12 protein-coding genes and 1 tRNA gene are annotated in these 18,241 nt (G+C 68.9%); 10 read left to right on the forward strand and 3 right to left on the reverse strand.

Annotated features, from left to right (window positions below; all coding sequences use genetic code 11):
• Window positions 1-44: 44 nt before the first annotated feature.
• The 6 genes from lgt to IFR14_RS11465 all read left to right on the forward strand — a co-directional run bounded on the left by lgt (window position 45) and on the right by IFR14_RS11465 (window position 10,875).
• On the forward strand, window positions 45-1,058 hold the full coding sequence (gene lgt, locus IFR14_RS11440) for a prolipoprotein diacylglyceryl transferase (RefSeq protein ID WP_137241673.1): 1,014 nt from the start codon (window positions 45-47) through the stop codon (window positions 1,056-1,058).
• Between the two features lie 118 nt (window positions 1,059-1,176).
• Window positions 1,177-5,739, forward strand: a complete 4,563-nt coding sequence (gene gltB, locus IFR14_RS11445; RefSeq protein ID WP_191941110.1) for a glutamate synthase large subunit — start codon at window positions 1,177-1,179, stop codon at window positions 5,737-5,739.
• Window positions 5,732-7,189 carry a glutamate synthase subunit beta gene (locus IFR14_RS11450; protein WP_137241671.1) on the forward strand — a complete coding sequence of 486 codons (1,458 nt, stop codon included), beginning with the start codon at window positions 5,732-5,734 and terminating at the stop codon, window positions 7,187-7,189. Before gltB ends, IFR14_RS11450 begins: the two co-directional genes overlap by 8 nt.
• 92 nt (window positions 7,190-7,281) lie before the next feature.
• A complete protein-coding gene (gene pyk, locus IFR14_RS11455; RefSeq protein ID WP_064296910.1) occupies window positions 7,282-8,697 on the forward strand; it encodes a pyruvate kinase in 1,416 nt (471 codons plus the stop codon).
• 114 nt (window positions 8,698-8,811) lie between these two features.
• Entirely contained in the window at window positions 8,812-10,152 is a 1,341-nt protein-coding gene (locus tag IFR14_RS11460) for a CoA transferase (protein WP_191941111.1), read from the forward strand.
• A gap of 60 nt (window positions 10,153-10,212) precedes the next feature.
• Complete coding sequence (locus IFR14_RS11465; protein WP_191941112.1) at window positions 10,213-10,875, forward strand: histidine phosphatase family protein; 663 nt, start codon at window positions 10,213-10,215, stop codon at window positions 10,873-10,875.
• Here the strand turns inward: IFR14_RS11465 and IFR14_RS11470 are convergent, their stop codons facing one another.
• Together IFR14_RS11470 and IFR14_RS11475 are read right to left on the reverse strand one after the other, a co-directional pair.
• On the reverse strand, window positions 10,876-11,148 hold the full coding sequence (locus tag IFR14_RS11470) for a hypothetical protein (protein ID WP_137241668.1): 273 nt from the start codon (window positions 11,146-11,148) through the stop codon (window positions 10,876-10,878). It lies immediately after the preceding gene.
• Window positions 11,149-11,405: 257 nt separating this feature from the next.
• Window positions 11,406-11,486: transfer RNA gene (locus tag IFR14_RS11475), tRNA-Leu, on the reverse strand.
• Between the two features lie 54 nt (window positions 11,487-11,540).
• Here IFR14_RS11475 and IFR14_RS11480 point away from each other — a divergent pair.
• The gene (locus tag IFR14_RS11480; RefSeq protein ID WP_064296913.1) at window positions 11,541-12,146 is read left to right on the forward strand and encodes an ANTAR domain-containing response regulator; all 606 of its coding nucleotides are present in this window, start codon (window positions 11,541-11,543) and stop codon (window positions 12,144-12,146) included.
• Window positions 12,147-12,220: 74 nt separating this feature from the next.
• Here the strand turns inward: IFR14_RS11480 and IFR14_RS11485 are convergent, their stop codons facing one another.
• On the reverse strand, window positions 12,221-12,643 hold the full coding sequence (locus IFR14_RS11485; RefSeq protein WP_137241667.1) for a hotdog fold thioesterase: 423 nt from the start codon (window positions 12,641-12,643) through the stop codon (window positions 12,221-12,223).
• Window positions 12,644-12,698: 55 nt separating this feature from the next.
• On the opposite strand from IFR14_RS11485, the gene polA reads away from it, so the two are divergent.
• Genes polA through IFR14_RS11500 form a run of 3 tightly spaced genes read left to right on the forward strand, consistent with a single transcriptional unit; the run spans window position 12,699 to window position 18,074 of the window.
• Window positions 12,699-15,359 carry a DNA polymerase I gene (gene polA / locus IFR14_RS11490; RefSeq protein ID WP_137241666.1) on the forward strand — a complete coding sequence of 887 codons (2,661 nt, stop codon included), beginning with the start codon at window positions 12,699-12,701 and terminating at the stop codon, window positions 15,357-15,359.
• Window positions 15,360-15,414: 55 nt separating this feature from the next.
• Complete coding sequence (locus IFR14_RS11495; RefSeq protein WP_086473273.1) at window positions 15,415-17,091, forward strand: DUF885 domain-containing protein; 1,677 nt, start codon at window positions 15,415-15,417, stop codon at window positions 17,089-17,091.
• Entirely contained in the window at window positions 17,088-18,074 is a 987-nt protein-coding gene (locus IFR14_RS11500; protein ID WP_137241665.1) for an epimerase, read from the forward strand. Before IFR14_RS11495 ends, IFR14_RS11500 begins: the two co-directional genes overlap by 4 nt.
• Window positions 18,075-18,241: the final 167 nt, after the last annotated feature.

Raw genomic sequence — 18,241 nt, forward strand, 5'->3', positions numbered from 1 at the left:
GCCGTACACTCGATCAGAGTTCGTAACGAAAGGCGACCACTGCAGTGATTGCACCCCTCAGCATCCCGAGCCCGAACCCGGACATCGCGACCTTCAGCGTGGGCCCGTTCACGGTGCACATGTACGCGCTCTGCATCATCGCCGGGATCATCGCCGCCACCATCCTCACCTCCCGGCGGCTGACGAAGCGCGGTGCCGAGCCGGGCATCGTGCTCGACATCATCCTGTGGGCCATCCCCTTGGGGATCATCGGTGCGCGGATCTTCCACGTCCTGACCCACCCCGGCGACTACTTCTACCCGGGTGCCGACCTCCTGCGGACGCTCTACATCTGGGAGGGCGGCATCGCGATCTTCGGTTCGCTCCTCGGCGGAGCGGTCGGCGCCTACATCGGCTGCCGCATGACGGGGATCCGGTTCTGGACCTTCGCCGACGCCCTCGCGCCCGGCCTGCTGCTCGCCCAGGCGTTCGGTCGCCTCGGCAACTACTTCAACCACGAGCTCTACGGGCTCCCCACGGACCTGCCCTGGGGCCTCGAGATCGAGGCCAGCAACCCAGCGTTCCCGATCGGTCTGCCCGCCGGCACGCTGTTCCACCCCACGTTCCTGTACGAGATCATCTGGAACCTGCTGGGGGTGGCCGTCATCCTCTGGATCGGACACCGCTTCAACCCGCAGTGGGGCCGCCTGTTCGGTGTCTACCTCATCTGGTACGGCGCCGGTCGCACGGTCTGGGAGACCATCCGGATCGACCCGAGCGAGTACCTCTTCGGCATCCGCGCCAATGTCTGGGCCGCGATCCTCGCGATCGTCGTCGGACTCGCGATCATCGTCATCCAGTCGCGTCGCCACACGGGTGCCGAGCCGTCGCCGTACGTCCCCGGCCGTTCCTGGGCCGATCCGAAGGCTGCGGTAGACTACTACGACACCGACGCGGAGAACCTGGGGCTGCGCAGTGCCTCCGCCGACGACGATGCCGACGGATCAGACCGCACTGCGTCATCCACTCCGTCGTCCGAAGCCACGGTCGCCACAAGCAAGACCGGCTCTCGCTCCTAGGCTGAACGCACCCTCGTCGGCCCGGTGGATCCCGGCTCAGCAGGGGATCCATCACCCGTTTCGTCCCAGGGCCAGCGACGTCCCCCTTCTGATCCCCTTTCGTGAGGACGGTAATTCCATGGCGCATGCACCGTACGCTTCGTTCAGCTCGGTTCCGCCCAAGCAGGGCATGTACGACCCGGCGAACGAGAAGGACGCCTGTGGCCTGGCGATGGTCGCGACCCTGACGGGCGAGGCCTCGCACAGCATCATCGACGCGGCCCTCGGTTCGCTCCGCAACCTGGAGCACCGCGGCGCGATCGGTTCCGACGCCGGGACCGGCGACGGCGCGGGCATCCTCACCCAGATGCCCGACGCCTTCCTCCGCGGCGTCGCCGGATTCGACCTGCCGCCGCTCGGTGCGTACGCCGTGGGCATCGCCTTCCTGCCCACCGACGCCTCCGAGCGCGCACAGCTCCAGACGCGCATCGCCGCGATCGCCGCCGAGGAGGAACTCACCGTCCTCGGCTGGCGTGAGGTGCCGGTCGACGCCGACGAGCTCGGGAAGCTCGCCCGTGCGGCCATGCCGGCGTTCGAGCAACTGTTCGTCACCGGGTCCGGCGCGTCGACGCCGACCGGGATCGCCCTCGACCGACTCGCCTTCCGACTCCGGAAGCGGGCGGAGCGCGAGCTCGGGGCATACTTCATCTCCCTGTCGAGCCGCACGCTCGTCTACAAGGGCATGGTCACGACGCTCCAGCTCGAACCGTTCTACCCCGACCTGTCCGACGAGCGGTTCGCGACCAAGCTCGCCATCGTCCACTCGCGGTACTCCACCAACACGTTCCCGTCCTGGCCGCTCGCCCAGCCGCTGCGCATGATGGCGCACAACGGCGAGATCAACACGGTCGAGGGCAACCGCAACTGGATGCGCGCGCGGCAGTCGCAGCTCGAGTCCGAGCTCATCGGCGACATCCGCCCGCTGCTCCCCATCATCACGCCCGGAGCGAGCGACTCCGCCTCGTTCGACGAGGTCCTGGAGCTGCTGACGTTGACCGGACGATCCCTCCCGCACGCCATGATGATGATGGTGCCCGAGGCCTGGGAGAAGCAGACCGGGCTGTCGCAGGAGCGACGCGACTTCTACGAGTTCAACTCGATGCAGATGGAGCCGTGGGACGGCCCGGCCGCCCTCACCTTCACGGACGGCTCACTCGTCGGGGCGACCCTGGACCGGAACGGCCTGCGTCCCGGTCGCTGGCTGGAGACGACCGACGGTCTCGTCGTCCTGGGCAGCGAGATCGGCGTCCTCGACGTCGACCCGAGCCGGGTCAAGCGCAAGGGCCGCCTGCGCCCCGGGAAGATGTTCCTCGTCGACACCGAGGCCGGGCGGATCATCGAGGACGACGAGATCAAGGACGAGCTCTCGGCATCGGCGCCCTGGGGCGACTGGCTCGACGCCGGACGCATCAACCTGAGCGACCTGCCGGAGCGGGAGCACATCGTGCACACGCCGGCGTCCGTCACCCGCCGCCAGCGGACCTTCGGGTACACCGAGGAGGAGGTGCGCATCCTCCTGCAGCCCATGGGTCAGAACGGTGCGGAGCCGCTCGGCGCGATGGGCTCGGACACCCCGATCGCGGTGCTCTCCGACCGCCCTCGGCTCCTGTTCGACTACTTCGTGCAGCAGTTCGCCCAGGTCACCAACCCGCCGCTCGACTCGATCCGCGAGGAGGTCGTCACCTCGCTGAAGCTCGGGCTCGGCCCGGAGCGCAACCTCCTCTCGTGGGGCCCGGAGCACGCCAAGCAGGTCGTCCTCGACTTCCCGGTCATCGACAACGACGAGCTCGCCAAGATCCAGCACATCGAACCGAACCCGGCGAGCCCGCTGACGACGACCGTCAAGGCGCTCTACCGCGTCGAGGACGGCTCGGCCGGACTCGAGACGCGCCTGCGCGAGATGTGCGACGAGGTCGACCAGGCGATCCTCGCCGGCTCCGAGTTCATCGTCCTGAGCGACCGTGACTCGAACTCAGACCTCGCGCCGATCCCGTCGCTGCTCTCGCTCGCGGCCGTGCACCACCACCTCATCCGCGCCGAGAACCGGATGAAGGTGGGGCTCGTCGTCGAAGCCGGCGACGTCCGCGAGGTCCACCACGTCGCGCTGCTCATCGGCTACGGCGCCTCCGCGATCAACCCGTACCTGGCCATGGAGAGCTGCGAGGACCTCGTCCGCAGCGGCCTCATCCAGGGCGTCACCCGCGAGCAGGCCGTGAAGAACGTGATCAAGGCGCTCGGCAAGGGCGTGCTCAAGATCATGTCGAAGATGGGCATCTCCACGGTGTCCTCCTACGCCGGAGCACAGGCCTTCGAGGCCGTCGGCCTGAGCCAGCAGCTCGTCGACAGCTACTTCACCGGTACGGAGACGAAGCTCGGCGGTGTCGGCATCGAGGTGATCGCCGAGGAGAACGCGAAGCGTCACCGGTACGCGTACCCCGAGGACGCCGCATCGACGGCCCACGAGCGGCTGCAGTCGGGCGGCGAGTACCAGTGGCGTCGCGACGGCTCGCCGCACCTCTTCAACCCGGAGACGGTCTTCAAGCTGCAGCACGCGACCAAGACGCGCCGGTACGACATCTTCCGCGAGTACACCCACATGGTCGACTCCCAGGCGGCGCAGCTCATGACGCTCCGCGGGATGTTCACGCTCCGTGCCGGTGCGCGGCCGCCCGTCCCGCTCGACGAGGTCGAGTCGGTCGCGTCGATCGTGAAGCGGTTCTCGACCGGCGCCATGAGCTACGGTTCCATCTCGCGCGAGGCGCACGAGACGCTGGCGATCGCGATGAACAGCATCGGTGCCAAGTCGAACACGGGTGAGGGCGGCGAGGACGTCGACCGTCTCCTCGACCCCACGCGCCGCAGCGCGATCAAGCAGGTCGCCTCCGGCCGGTTCGGCGTGACGAGCATGTACCTGACGCACGCCGACGACATCCAGATCAAGCTCGCCCAGGGTGCGAAGCCCGGTGAGGGCGGGCAGTTGCCGCCGACGAAGGTCTACCCGTGGGTGGCACGGACGCGGCACGCCACTGCGGGCGTCGGGCTGATCTCGCCGCCGCCGCACCACGACATCTACTCCATCGAAGACCTCAAGCAGCTCATCTTCGACCTGAAGCGCGCGAACCCGAAAGCCCGGATCCACACCAAGCTCGTGAGCCAGTCCGGCATCGGTGCGGTGGCCGCGGGCGTCGCGAAGGCGCTCTCGGACGTGATCCTGGTCTCCGGTCACGACGGCGGAACCGGTGCGAGCCCGTTGAACTCCCTGAAGCACGCCGGCACGCCGTGGGAGCTGGGTCTCGCCGAGACGCAGCAGACGCTCATGCTCAACAACATGCGCGACCGCGTCGTGGTGCAGGTCGACGGTCAGATGAAGACCGGACGCGACGTCGTCATCGGCGCACTGCTCGGCGCGGAGGAGTTCGGCTTCGCGACGGCACCGCTCGTCGTCTCCGGGTGCGTCATGATGCGCGTGTGCCACCTCGACACCTGCCCGGTCGGCGTCGCGACGCAGAACCCGGTGCTGCGCGAGCGGTTCACCGGCAAGCCGGAGTTCGTCGTGAACTTCTTCGAGTTCATCGCCCAGGAGGTGCGCGAGTACCTCGCCGAGCTCGGGTTCCGGACGCTCGAGGAGGCGATCGGCCACAACGAACTGATCGACGCCGACCGGGCGATCGACCATTGGAAGGCGTCCGGGCTCGACCTGGCCCCGGTCCTCGTGGGTCCCGTCTTCGCCGACGACGAGCCGCGGATCAACCGCCGGCCGCAGGAGCACGAGCTCGAGAAGCACTTCGACCAGCAGCTCATCACGGCCGCCTCGGACGTGCTCGAACACGGCGGCCACTTCTCGGTCGACCTGCCCATCCGCAACACGGAGCGGGCGGTCGGCACCATGCTCGGCCACGAGGTCACCAGACGACACGGCGAGAACGGGCTCCCGGCAGGGAGCATCGACATCACCCTGCGCGGCTCGGCCGGGCAGTCCTTCGGTGCGTTCCTCCCCGGCGGCATCGCCCTGCGGCTCATCGGCGACTCGAACGACTACGTCGGCAAGGGCCTGTCCGGTGGACAGATCGTCGTCCGGCCATCCGAGCGCGCAGCCTTCGCGCCCGAGGAGAACGTGATCGCCGGCAACGTCATCGGCTACGGCGCGACCCAGGGCACCATGTTCCTGAGCGGGATCGTCGGCGAGCGGTTCCTGGTGCGCAACTCCGGCGCCACGGCGGTCGTCGAAGGCGTCGGTGACCACGCGCTCGAGTACATGACGGGTGGTCTCGCCGTCATCCTGGGTCAGACCGGCCGGAACCTCGGCGCGGGCATGTCCGGCGGCACGGCCTACGTGTTCGACCTCGAACACGACCAGGTCAACCGCGACTCCCTCGCATCGGGGGAGCTCACCCTGTCCGAACTCGACAGTGCCGACGCCGAGATCGTCCGCGACCTCCTCGAGCGGCACGTCGTGGAGACCGGTTCTCCGCTGGCCGCGCGCCTGCTCGCCGACATCGAGGACTCACTCGCCCGCTTCGTCAAGGTCCTGCCGCGTGACTACGCGGCAGTCCTGGCGACCCGACAGACCGCACTCGACGAGGGGCTCGACCCCGACGGCGACATCGTATGGAACCGAATCCTGGAGGTGACCGGTGGCTGATCCCAAGGGATTCCTGAAGGTACCGGAGCGCGAGCTCCCGAAGCGCCGGCCTGTGCCGGTCCGCATCATGGACTGGAAAGAGGTCTACGAGCAGAGCGACCCCGCGACCGTCCGCAAGCAGGCTGGTCGCTGCATGGACTGCGGCATCCCGTTCTGCCATCAGGGCTGCCCGCTGGGCAACCTCATCCCGGAGTGGAACGACCTCATGTGGCGAGGCGAGGGACGCTCGGCCATCGAGCGGCTGCACGCCACGAACAACTTCCCGGAGTTCACGGGTCGTCTCTGCCCGGCGCCGTGCGAGAGTTCGTGCGTGCTGGGCATCAACCAGCCCGCCGTGACCATCAAGCAGGTCGAGGTGTCGATCATCGACCAGGCGTTCGCCAACGGTTGGGTCGAGTCCCACCCGCCGGAGCGGCTGACGGGCAAGACGGTCGCCGTCGTCGGTTCCGGTCCGGCCGGCCTCGCCGCAGCCCAGCAGCTGACGCGTGCGGGGCACACGGTCGCGGTCTACGAGCGCGACGACCGCATCGGTGGTCTGCTGCGCTACGGCATCCCCGACTTCAAGATGGAGAAGAAGCACCTCGACATCCGGCTGAAGCAGATGCAGGACGAGGGCACCCGGTTCCGCGCCGGTGTGAACATCGGGGTCGACATCAGCTGGGACGAGCTTCGCGCCCGCTACGACGCCGTCGTCATCGCCACCGGTGCCATGGTGCCGCGCGACCTCCCGATCCCCGGTCGTGACTTCTCCGGGGTCCACTTCGCGATGGAGTACCTCGTGCAGGCCAACCGCGTCGGCGCCGGCGACATGGTCTCCGACCAGATCACGGCGGAGGACAAGCACGTGGTGGTCCTCGGCGGCGGCGACACCGGTGCCGACTGCATCGGCACGGCGCACCGTCAGGGTGCCGCTTCCGTCACGAACCTCGCCATCGGCACGCAGCCGGCGGGGGAGCGGCCCGAGCACCAGCCGTGGCCCATGATGCCGACGCTCTTCGAGGTCGCGAGTGCGCACGAAGAGGGCGGCAACCGCGAGTACCTGGTGTCGACCGTCGAGTTCCTCGCCAACGAGGCCGGAGAGGTGCGGGCGATCCGCGTCGCCGAGACGGAGTTCGTCGACGGCCGTCGCGTGCCGAAGAGCGGCACCGAACGTGAGATCCCGGCCGACCTCGTGCTCCTCGCGCTCGGATTCACGGGCCCGGAGGGCGAGACCCTCGAGTCGCAGTTCCAGCTCCCCTTCACCGGGCGCGGCAACGTGGCACGGGAGCGCGATTACCAGACCAACCAGCCCGGCGTGTTCGTCGCGGGCGACGCCGGTCGTGGCCAGTCCCTCATCGTGTGGGCGATCGCCGAGGGCCGCGCTGCGGCGGCGGCCGTCGACCAGTACCTCGAGGGTGAGACCCAGCTTCCCTTCCCGGTCCGTCCCACGGACCAGCCCATCTCCCTCTAGGCTTTCAAGCGGACGACAAGCGTCGGACGCATCATGCCGAGCAGTGAGTACCGAAGCGCCTCGCGCGCAGAAATCATGGAGAACACACACACATGAGACGAGCCAAGATCGTCGCAACGCTGGGGCCTGCAGTCTCCAGCTATGAGAACATCCGGGCCATCATCGATGCGGGGGTCGATGTCACCCGGATGAACCTGAGCCACGGCAGCTACGACGTGCACGAGGCCATCTACGCCAACGTGCGCAAGGCCACCGAGGACTCCGGCCGTGCCGTCGCCGTCCTCGTCGACCTGCAGGGCCCGAAGATCCGCCTCGGCAAGTTCGAGGGCGGCCCGTACGACCTCGCCGTCGGCGACATCTTCAAGATCACGACCGAGGACATCCTCGGCACCAAGGAGATCTCCTCGACGACGTTCAAGGGCCTGCCCCAGGACGTCAAGCCGGGCGACTTCCTCCTGATCGACGACGGCAAGGTCAAGGTCGAGGTCGTTGAAGCGGACGACACCGTCGTGACCACGCGCGTCATCGTCGCCGGCCCGGTATCGAACAACAAGGGCATCAACCTCCCCGGCGTCGCCGTCAACGTCCCCGCGCTCAGCGAGAAGGACGAAGCGGACCTCCGCTGGGGACTGCGTCTCGGCGCCGACCTCATCGCCCTCTCGTTCGTGCGCGACGCGGCCGACATCGACCGTGTCCACGAGATCATGGCGGAGGAGGGCCGCAAGGTCCCCGTGATCGCCAAGATCGAGAAGCCGCAGGCCGTCGAGAACCTTGAGGGCATCGTCGAGGCGTTCGACGCGATCATGGTCGCCCGTGGCGACCTCGGTGTCGAGCTCCCGCTCGAGGCCGTCCCGATCGTGCAGAAGCGCGCGGTGGAGCTCGCTCGCCGCATGGCGAAGCCGGTCATCGTCGCGACGCAGATGCTCGAGTCGATGATCTCCAGCCCCATCCCGACCCGCGCGGAGACCTCCGACGTCGCGAACGCGGTGCTCGACGGTGCTGACGCGGTCATGCTCAGTGGCGAGACGAGTGTCGGCGCCTACCCGGTGATCACGGTCCAGACCATGGCCCGTATCGTCGAGTCGACCGAGATCCACGGTCTCGACCGCGTTCCGCCGCTCGGCACGAAGCCGCGCACCCAGGCCGGAGCGATCACGCTGGCGGCCGTCGAGGTGGCGGACTTCGTCGAGGCGAAGTTCCTCTGCGTCTTCACGGAGTCGGGGGAGTCGGTCCGCCGCATGGCCCGTCTCCGCAACCGGATCCCGATCCTGGCGTTCACGCCCGACCCGGCCATCCGTCGTCGGATGGCGCTGAACTGGGGCGTCGAGTCCTTCGTCGTCGAGCGCGTGACGCACACCGACCAGATGGTCGCCCAGGTGGACGAGGTCCTCGTCGCCACGGGCAAGGCCGCCGTCGGTGAGCCGGTCATCATCATCTCCGGTTCCCCTCCCGGCATCCCCGGGACGACGAACGACATCCGCGTCCACAAGGTGGGCGACGTCCTCTAGTCGTCGACAGCAGCGAAGGCCGTGGTCCTCCCGTACGGGGACCACGGCCTTCGTCGTCCGCCGGGGGTGCGGTGGCACCGCGATTCCGGACGCCGTGGGTCTAGCCTGATCCCCATGAACCGTTCCGTCCTCGTCGACGACACCCTCCGCAGCGCAGTGGGCCTGGAGCCGGGAGGCGTCGACCGTGAGGCGACCGGTGCGGCGGGACTCCTGGCCTCCCGATTCGCCGTCCTGGAGCTCGCCGCGGTCGCCGTCGGCGCCGTGGAGGATGCCGCCGACCGACTCCGCATCGCCCTCGGGTACGAGCCGTTGCACACGGCTCTCGACCTCGAGCGGATCGCCGCGGCCTACCAGAGCGACCGCCTGTTGCGGATCGACGGAGCAGCCGTGGACGCGTTCGCGCCACTGTCCGGCTTCTTCGCCGCGGCAGACGGCTGGGTGCGCACGCACGCGAACTACCCGCACCATCGCCGCCGCCTGAGCGCCATGCTCGGGATCGGCGACGAGGCCACCCGCGCAGAGCTCGCCTCGGCGATCGCCTCCCGCTCGGCTCTCGACTTGGAATCGGAGGCCGCGGGAGTCGGCGCACTCCTCGTCGCCGTCCGGAGCGCTGCCGAGTGGTCGTCCACACCACAGGCCGCCGTCGGTGATGGACCGCTCGTCAGGCGTCATGGCGGCTCCGTCGGCTCGGCGAGCGCCTCGTGGGTGCGGCCGACGAGGAGACACCCCTTGCGCGGCCTCCGCGTCCTCGACCTGACGCGGGTGATCGCCGGTCCGGTGTCCACGAGGACCCTCGCGCTCCTCGGCGCGGACGTCCTGCGCGTGGATCCACCGCAGGTCCCCGAGATCCCGTGGCAGCACACCGACAGCGGCCAGGGGAAGCGGACGGCGACCCTCGACGCGTCGACACCGCGCGGCCTCGCGACACTGCAGACGCTGAGCGACGAGGCCGACATCCTGGTGACGGGGTACCGGCCAAACGCCCTCGAGCGCCTCGGTCTGCGAGGTCGCGACGGTCTGGTCACCGGCTCCGTCGACGCCTGGGGTACGACGGGGCCCTGGGGTGATCGACGCGGTTTCGACAGCCTGGTCCAGGCCGCCACGGGCATCGCGCTGGTCGAAGGGGAGGACGGCGCCCCGGGTGCCCTGCCGGCTCAGGCGCTCGACCACAGCGCGGGATACCTGCTGGCGGCGGCCATCGTCGACGACGTGGCGGCGGTCGTCGGCGGCGGTGATGCCGGCCGGTCGTCGGTGTCGCTCGCGCGCGTCGGTGCGGCGCTCCAGCGACTGCCACGATCCGGGGAACGCCCGCCGTCCGATCTCCCGGGAGCGCGGTGCCTGGTGACCCACGGTGCGGTGACGACGGCCCGCCCCGCGCTCAGCGCCTTCGACGACCACGCGTCCCCGGCGGCGGTCCTGGGGAGCGCCGAACCGCAGTGGACCCCGCGCAGCTGATCCCGGCACACTCCGCACCGGGAGATGACCGCCGTCCGGTCGCTCGCCTACCCTGGAGGTATGCGCCTCATCCTCATCAGACACGGTCAGACCTCGTCCAACGTCGCCGGCCTGCTCGACACCGCGATCCCCGGGGCCGTCCTCACCGAACTCGGCGAGACGCAGGCGGCCGCCCTCCCCAAAGCGCTCGTGGGGGAGCGGATCGACGCGGTCTACGCCTCCACCGCGGTGCGGGCGCAACAGACCGCCGCACCCGTCGCCGAAGTCAGTGGGCTTCCCGTGATCGTCCGTGACGGACTCCGGGAGATCAGCGCCGGCGACAACGAGATGCTCGGGTCGCCCGAGGCCGTCCAGGTCTACATCGACACCATCGTGGCGTGGGCGATGGGCGACCTCGACACCCGGATGCCGGGCGGCGAGAACGGCCACGAGGTGTTCGCGCGCTTCGACGCCGTGATCGAGGAGCTCGAGGGCTTCGGACTGGAGAGCGTGGTGGTCGTGAGCCACGGAGCGATGCTCCGGTCCTGGCTCGGGCTGCGCGGGGCGAACGTCGACGGGCACTTCATCGGCACGCACCCCATCACGAACACGGGCGTCATCATCGTCGACGGGGACACGACGACCGGTTGGCGGGTCGACACGTGGACGGGCGACGCCGTCGGCGGACCGGAGCTGACGACAGAGGCCGACGGTCCGGCCGCCGCCGTCGAGCGCGGCTTCTGATCAGTTCGCGCCGTCAGCCGAGGTCGCGCCGTCCGTGAGGAACGGTCCGGGCTCTTCGCCGGGCTGACCCGGCAGTGAGCCGACGAGACGGTCGAGCTCAGCGGCGTCGACGTCGATGCCCTGGTCGCTGAGACGGTCCGCCAGCGCTGCCCGGACGTCGAGGTCCGGGGTGAGGGACCGGTCTGCTGCGACCTGCACCAGGATGCCCTGGAGCCGGTCGTCGGTGCTGGCGTCGTGGACGTCCTGGCGCGGGTCGGTGTGCTCTGCGGTCATGGTGTCGGGTCCCATCGTGTCGGACGACGTGAGGTACGCCGTGCTCTCGACGGTACGCTACGGCGTCGCCGACACCTCCCGCAGGGGCTTGACGATCGGGCGCGGTTCACGAGTCGTCGGAGCCTGGACGGGCTGAGTCCGGAGCCTGAGTCCGGGCCTGAAATGGATGAAGAGAGTACCGGTGGTGGGACTCGAACCCACACGTCTTTCGACAAAGCATGTTGAGTGCGCCCGGAGGGCTTTCTCACTCATCGCGGTACCGGTGGTGGGACTCGAACCCACACGTCTTTCGACAAAGCATTTTGAGTGCTCCGCGTCTGCCATTCCGCCACACCGGCGCGTCCGCCGCACGGCGAACAGCAACCTGCATCAGAGTACCGTAGGATTTGAGGGTGACCGAGCAAGAGACCCCTCCCGCAGCCCCACGGCGCGTCGTCGTCGCTGAGGACGAATCCCTCATCCGCCTCGACATCGTCGAGATCCTCCGCGACAACGGTTTCGAGGTCGTCGGCGAGGCCGGCGACGGCGAGACCGCTGTCGCCCTCGCGACGGAACTCCGTCCGGATCTCGTGATCATGGACGTCAAGATGCCTCAGCTCGACGGCATCTCCGCGGCCGAGCGCATCGGTAAGGCGCACATCGCCCCGGTGGTCCTCCTCACGGCCTTCAGCCAGAAGGAGCTCGTCGAGCGGGCGAGCGAGGCAGGCGCCCTCGCCTACGTCGTGAAGCCGTTCACGCCGAACGACCTCCTTCCCGCGATCGAGATCGCCCTCTCGCGCTACCAGCAGATCATCACCCTCGAGGCCGAGGTCGCCGACATGGTCGAGCGCTTCGAGACCCGCAAGCTCGTCGACCGGGCGAAGGGCCTCCTCAACGAGAAGATGGGCCTCACCGAGCCCGAGGCGTTCCGCTGGATCCAGAAGGCCTCCATGGACCGTCGCCTCACCATGCACGATGTCGCGCAGGCCATCATCGAGCAGCTCAGCGCCAAGAAGTAGCGCTCCTCCCTCGTCGCAAGAGCGGCCCGTCCCCTCGGGGGCGGGCCGCTCTGCTGTGTCCGGTGCCGGGCTCGTCAGCCGGTCGGTGCGTCCTTGATGAGGTTCGTGATGCGGATCGTGGAGCACCGTCGTCCCTGCTCGTCGCTGACGGCGATCTCGTGCACGGTGAGCGAGCGACCGAGGTGGATCGGGGTGCAGACACCCGTCACGAGGCCCTCGGTGGCGGACCTGGTGTGCGTCGCGTTGATGTCGATGCCGACCGCGAGTTTGCCCGGGCCCGCGAAGAGGTTGGCGGCCATCGAGCCGAGGGACTCGCCGAGCACGACGTACGCCCCACCGTGCAGCAGCATCGCGGGTTGGGTGTTGCCCTCGACGGGCATGGTGGCGACGGATCGCTGCACCGTGAACTCCGTGAACTCGATGCCCATCTTGGCGGCGAGTGCGCCGCTGCCCCTCGTCCGCAGGAACTCGAGTGCGTCGTCGGTCTCGTTCGTCATGTCCACCTTCGGATCGGGCCTGAGCCGTGTCGGCACCGGCTTGTAGGCTGGGCGCGTGTCGGAATCAGAAAAGCCTACCCTCCTCGTCGTCGACGGCCACTCGCTCGCATTCCGGGCGTTCTACGCCCTGCCGGTCGACAGCTTCCAAACCCGCGACGGTCAGCACACGAACGCCATCCACGGCTTCATCTCCATGCTGATCAGCCTGCTCAAGAACGAGAACCCGAGCCACATCGCCGTGGCGTTCGACATCTCGCGCCGTTCCTTCCGCACCCGCGAGTACCCCGAGTACAAGGGCACGCGCGGTGAGACCCCGGTGGAGTTCAAGGGGCAGGTGCCGCTGCTCGAAGAAGCGCTCAAGGCGATGAACATCACGACGATCAGCAAAGAGGACTACGAGGCCGACGACATCCTCGCCACCCTCGCCAAGCAGGGCGCTGAGGACGGCTTCCGCGTGCTCGTCGTCTCCGGCGACCGCGACACCATCCAGCTCGTCACCGACGACGTCACCCTGCTGTACCCGTCGAGCCAGGGCGTCTCCGCGCTCACCCGGTACGACGGAGCCAAGGTCTTCGAGCGCTACGGCATCCGGCCGGAGCAGTACCCGGAGATCGCGGCGCTCGTCGGTGAGACGAGCGACAACCTCCCGGGCATCCCGAAGGTCGGCGAGAAGACCGCCGTGAAGTGGCTCAACCAGTTCGGCTCCCTCGAGCAGATCCTCGAGCGCGCCGACGAGATCACCGGCAAGGTGGGGGAGAGCCTCCGCGAGCACAAGGAGAACGCGGTCCGCAACCGCCGCCTCAACCGGCTCCTCACCGACGTCGAACTGCCTGTCGGACCGAAGGACCTCGAACGCCGACCGATCGACGCGGACGCGGTGGCGGCCGTCTTCGGGCGGCTCGAGTTCCGCACGCTGCTCGATCGGGTCCTCAAACTCGACGGACTCGAGGCCAACACGGATGTGTCCGCACCGCAGGCGGGCGGCGTGGTCATGCCGCCGCAGAAGGAGCTGCTCGACGAAGAGCTCGAGGCGTGGATCACCCGTGCCGTCGCCGCACATCCCGCCGGGATCGGTCTCCACCTCGACCTCGACGGAGGCCTGCCGGTCGCAGCCGGCCTCGCGACGCCCACGGAGATCGTCTCGCTCGCCTGGCGTCCCGGCGAAGCCGACTACGCCCCGCTCGAAGCGTGGTTGGCGAGCGACGCCCCGAAGATCATGCACGACGCCAAGCCACAGCTCCAGGCGGTCACGCGCGCCGGCCTGACGGTCGGCGGACTCGGCTACGACACCGCGGTCGCCGGCTGGCTCTTGCGTCCGAGCGGCGGCGACAAGACCATCGCCGACCTCATCACGCGCTATCTCGACGAGACGATGCCCGTCGCCGACCCGAACCAGCTCGTCCCCGAGACCGACCCCGTGGGTGCCGGCGGCACCGCCTGGTACGCCCTCCGGGTCGCCGAGGCGACCCGCACGGCGCTCGACGCCGGGTCGCTCGGCGTACTGCTCGACATGGAACTGCCGGTCCTCCAGGTGCTGGCCCACATGGAGCTGACCGGCGTGACGGTCGACCACGACATCCTGAGCGGCCTGTCCGAGCAGCTCGGGAACCGGGCAGCAGAGCTCGCGAGCAACGCGTATGAGCAGATCGGCCGCGAGGTCAACCTCGGATCACCGAAGCAGCTGCAGGAGGTCCTCTTCGACCAGCTCGCCATGCCGAAGACACGCGCCAACAAGACGGGCTTCTCGACGGACGCCGGCGCCCTGGCCGATCTCCAGGAGAAGAGCCCGCACCCGTTCCTGGGGCTCCTCCTCGAGCACCGTGATGCGACGAAGCTCCGCCAGATCGTCGAGACGCTCGACAAGGCGATCACGCCCGACGGCCGTATCCACACGACGTACGTGCAGATCGGGACCAGCACCGGTCGGATCTCCTCGACCGACCCGAACCTGCAGAACATCCCCGTGCGCACCGAGGAAGGACGCCGCATCCGCGCCGCCTTCCAAGCCGGCTCCGGGTACGAGACCCTGCTGACCGCCGACTACTCGCAGATCGAGATGCGGATCATGGCGCACCTCTCCGGCGATGCCGGCCTCATCGAGGCGTTCAAGTCCGGCGAGGATCTCCACCGCTTCGTCGGCGCGCGCATCTTCGGCGTCGCCGCCGAGGACGTGACCCCCGCGATGCGCAACAAGGTCAAGGCGATGTCGTACGGACTCGCCTACGGTCTGAGCGCGTTCGGGCTCTCGAAGCAGCTGCGGATCTCGAGCGCTGAGGCGAAGCAGCTCATGGTCGACTACTTCGAGCGCTTCGGTGCGGTCCGTGACTACCTGCGCAACGTCGTCGAGCAGGCTAAACTCGACGGCTACACCGAGACGATCTTCGGTCGTCGCAGGCTCTTCCCCGAGCTCTCGAGCCCCAACCGACTGGTCAGGGAGAACGCCGAACGCCAGGCGCTGAACGCCCCGATCCAGGGTTCGGCCGCCGACATCATGAAACGCGCCATGATCGGCATCGAGTCCGAGCTGCGCTCTGAATCCCTCAGCTCGCAGATGATGCTGCAGGTGCACGACGAACTGATCTTCGAGGTCGCCGAGGGGGAGTGGGACGCCCTGGAGCGCATCGTCCGAGCGCAGATGGCCGGTGCCGCCGAGCTGTCGGTACCCCTGGAGGTCCAGATCGGCCGCGGGCACGATTGGGACGCCGCAGCCCACTGAGCGCCCTGCGGGTCCGCACCCGGGCGTCGGGCGGGTGCGGACTAGGCTCGACGTCATGTCCCACGAAGAACCTCGTCAGAGCACACCGATCGACGCCATCGCCGAGAGCTGGGTGGAGACCCTCGTCCAGCTGAAACCGGAGGTCGGCACCTACATCGGCCGCACGGACGTCGGCGGGCGGTACGGCGATTACTCGCCTGCCGGCCACGAGGCCTACATCGAAGCGGCATCGCGCACGCTTCGCGAGCTGCGGTCGGCCGCACCGGTCGACGCTGTCGACCGCGTCACCCAGACCGACCTCTCGGCGGAGCTGGAACTCGACCTCGCCTCGTCGGAGGCCGGTCTCCAGTACCGCGACCTCAACGTGATCGCGTCGCCGTCGCAGGAGCTGCGCGACGTCTTCGACCTGATGCCGACCGCGACGGTCGAGGACTGGAGCACCATCCGGACCCGCCTCGGCGCGTTGCCGGACGCGGTCGACGGGTACATCGAGACCCTGCGCGAGGGCATCGCCCGGGGGATCACCCCGGCACGCCGCCAGGTGGCCGAGGTGTACGAGCAGGTCCTCCGCACCGGCGCCGACGACGGGTTCTTCATCGGCTTCGCCGCCAACGCCGGACCGGCGGACGGTCAGCTCCCGGCGTCCCTCGCCGCCGAACTCTCGACGGGTGCCGGCGCCGCAGCCGTCGCCTACAACCGTCTGGCGGACTTCCTCGCGCACGAACTGCTGCCTGCTGCGACCCAGGAGGACGCCATCGGCCGCGAGCTCTACGCACTGCAGTCCCGCCGATTCCTCGGCGCGACGGTCGACCTCGACGAGAGCTACGAATGGGGCATCGAGGAACTGGCGCGCATGGTGTCGGAGCAGGAGGCGATCGCGAATGAGATCCTCCCCGGCGCGTCCGTCGAGGAGGCGGTCGCCTTCCTCGAACAGGATCCGGCGCGCAAGCTGCACGGCACCGACGCGCTCCAGCGATGGATGCAGGAGACGAGTGACCGTGCGGTCGAGGAGCTGGGGCGCACGCACTTCGACATCCCGCAGGAGATCCGCGCGCTCGAGTGCATGATCGCGCCGACGCAGGAGGGCGGGATCTACTACACCGGCCCGACGGACGACTTCTCACGCCCTGGCCGCATGTGGTGGTCCGTCCCCGCCGGCGTCACCGAGTTCGACACGTGGCGCGAGCTCACGACCGTCTACCACGAGGGTGTGCCAGGACATCACCTGCAGATCGGGCAGGCCGTCGTCAACCGGAAGACGCTCAACCTCTGGCGTCGACAGCTCGCCGGTACCTCCGGCCACGCCGAGGGCTGGGCCCTCTACGCCGAGCGCCTGATGGAGCAGCTCGGATACCTCGACGACCCGGCGGACCGTCTGGGCATGCTCGACGGTCAGCGGATGCGCGCGGCCCGCGTCGTCCTCGACATCGGTGTGCACCTCGGCAAGCCGCTGCCGGACGGCAGCGGGACCTGGACCGCCGAGTACGCCTTCGACTTCATGGGTCGCAACGTCAACATGTCGCCGGAGTTCGTCCGGTTCGAGGTCAACCGGTACCTCGGTTGGCCCGGCCAGGCGCCGTCGTACAAGATCGGCCAGCGCATCTGGGAACAGCTCCGTGACGACGCGGCCCGCCGCGCCGGGGACGCCTTCGACATCAAGGACTTCCACCGTCGGGCACTGGACCTCGGTGGCGTCGGGCTCGACACGCTGCGGTCGGCGATGCTCGGATGACGGCCGAACGGATCGTCGTCGCCGGCGCGTCCGGGTTCATCGGGCGTCGTCTGGTCGAGTCGTTCCGGGCCGACGGCGCCACCGTCTCCGTCATCGGGCGCGGTGCCGCCGACGCGCGGTGGGGTGACCACGCGGGCATCGCCCGGCTGGTCGACGGCGCGGACCTCTTGGTCAACCTCGCCGGGAAGAGCGTGAACTGTCGCTACACCCCGTCGAATCGTGCCGAGATCCTCCGGTCCCGCGTGGACACGACGACGGAGCTGGCGCGGGCGGTGCGTGCAGCCGCTGCGCCTCCGCCGCTCTGGATCAATTCGTCGACCGCCACGATCTACCGCCATGCCGACGACCGCCCGATGACGGAAGCCGACGGTGAGATCGGTTCCGGGTTCTCCGTCGACGTCGCGACCGCCTGGGAGCAGGCGTTCTTCGCGGACGAGCTGCCCGGGACACGACGGGTCGCCCTCCGCATCGCGATCGTCCTGGGCGACGGCGGAGCACTCACCCCGCTCAAGTGGTTGGCGCGCCTCGGCCTCGGCGGACCCCAACTGGACGGTCACTGGCCCCGTTCCCGATCGCGTCGTGCCGCTGGGACGGATCACCGCTTCGGGACGCCGGGCGGGCGGCAGCGGTTCAGCTGGATCCATCTGGACGACGTCGTCGGCATCGTCCGGTTCCTCCGTGGCCATCCCGAACTCGACGGCGTCGTCAACGTGACGTCCCCGAACCCCACCGACAACCGCGGATTCATGCGGACCGTGCGGTACGTGCTCGGGATGCCGGTCGGCCTCCCCGCACCCCGCTGGTTGCTGGAGATCGGGATGTCCATCCTGCGTACCGAGAGCGAGCTGGTCCTGAAGAGTCGCTGGGCGATGCCGGAGCGGTTGCTGCAGGCGGGCTACCGGTTCGAGCACCCGACGCTCGATCCAGCGCTGCGGGACATCCTCTCCGACCGTGGCTTGCCTGCACACCCGGAAAATCGCTAGACTGGACTGTCACAATTGTGACGTCCTATCCGCCTGCCCGTCTCGCAGAGCGACACCGATCCCCGGATCGGTTCACACAACAGCATCGCTTCGATCAACGTCCGTGGTCATCCACGGGTCCGGGGCCGTGCGCGAGGCCGGCCTGAATCATTGTCCACCTGGAGCAA

Origin of the sequence: Plantibacter sp. CFBP 8775 (assembly GCF_014839505.1) — a bacterium.
GTDB lineage: Bacteria > Actinomycetota > Actinomycetes > Actinomycetales > Microbacteriaceae > Plantibacter > Plantibacter auratus.

Coding starts and splice junctions, on each gene's coding strand:
- IFR14_RS11460 (WP_191941111.1), top strand. CDS start 8,812: ATGAACCGTTCCGTCCTCGTCGACGACACCCTCCGCAGCGCAGTGGGC.
- IFR14_RS11495 (WP_086473273.1), top strand. CDS start 15,415: ATGTCCCACGAAGAACCTCGTCAGAGCACACCGATCGACGCCATCGCC.
- gltB (WP_191941110.1), top strand. CDS start 1,177: ATGGCGCATGCACCGTACGCTTCGTTCAGCTCGGTTCCGCCCAAGCAG.
- pyk (WP_064296910.1), top strand. CDS start 7,282: ATGAGACGAGCCAAGATCGTCGCAACGCTGGGGCCTGCAGTCTCCAGC.
- IFR14_RS11465 (WP_191941112.1), top strand. CDS start 10,213: ATGCGCCTCATCCTCATCAGACACGGTCAGACCTCGTCCAACGTCGCC.
- IFR14_RS11470 (WP_137241668.1), bottom strand. CDS start 11,148: ATGACCGCAGAGCACACCGACCCGCGCCAGGACGTCCACGACGCCAGC.
- IFR14_RS11500 (WP_137241665.1), top strand. CDS start 17,088: ATGACGGCCGAACGGATCGTCGTCGCCGGCGCGTCCGGGTTCATCGGG.
- IFR14_RS11485 (WP_137241667.1), bottom strand. CDS start 12,643: ATGACGAACGAGACCGACGACGCACTCGAGTTCCTGCGGACGAGGGGC.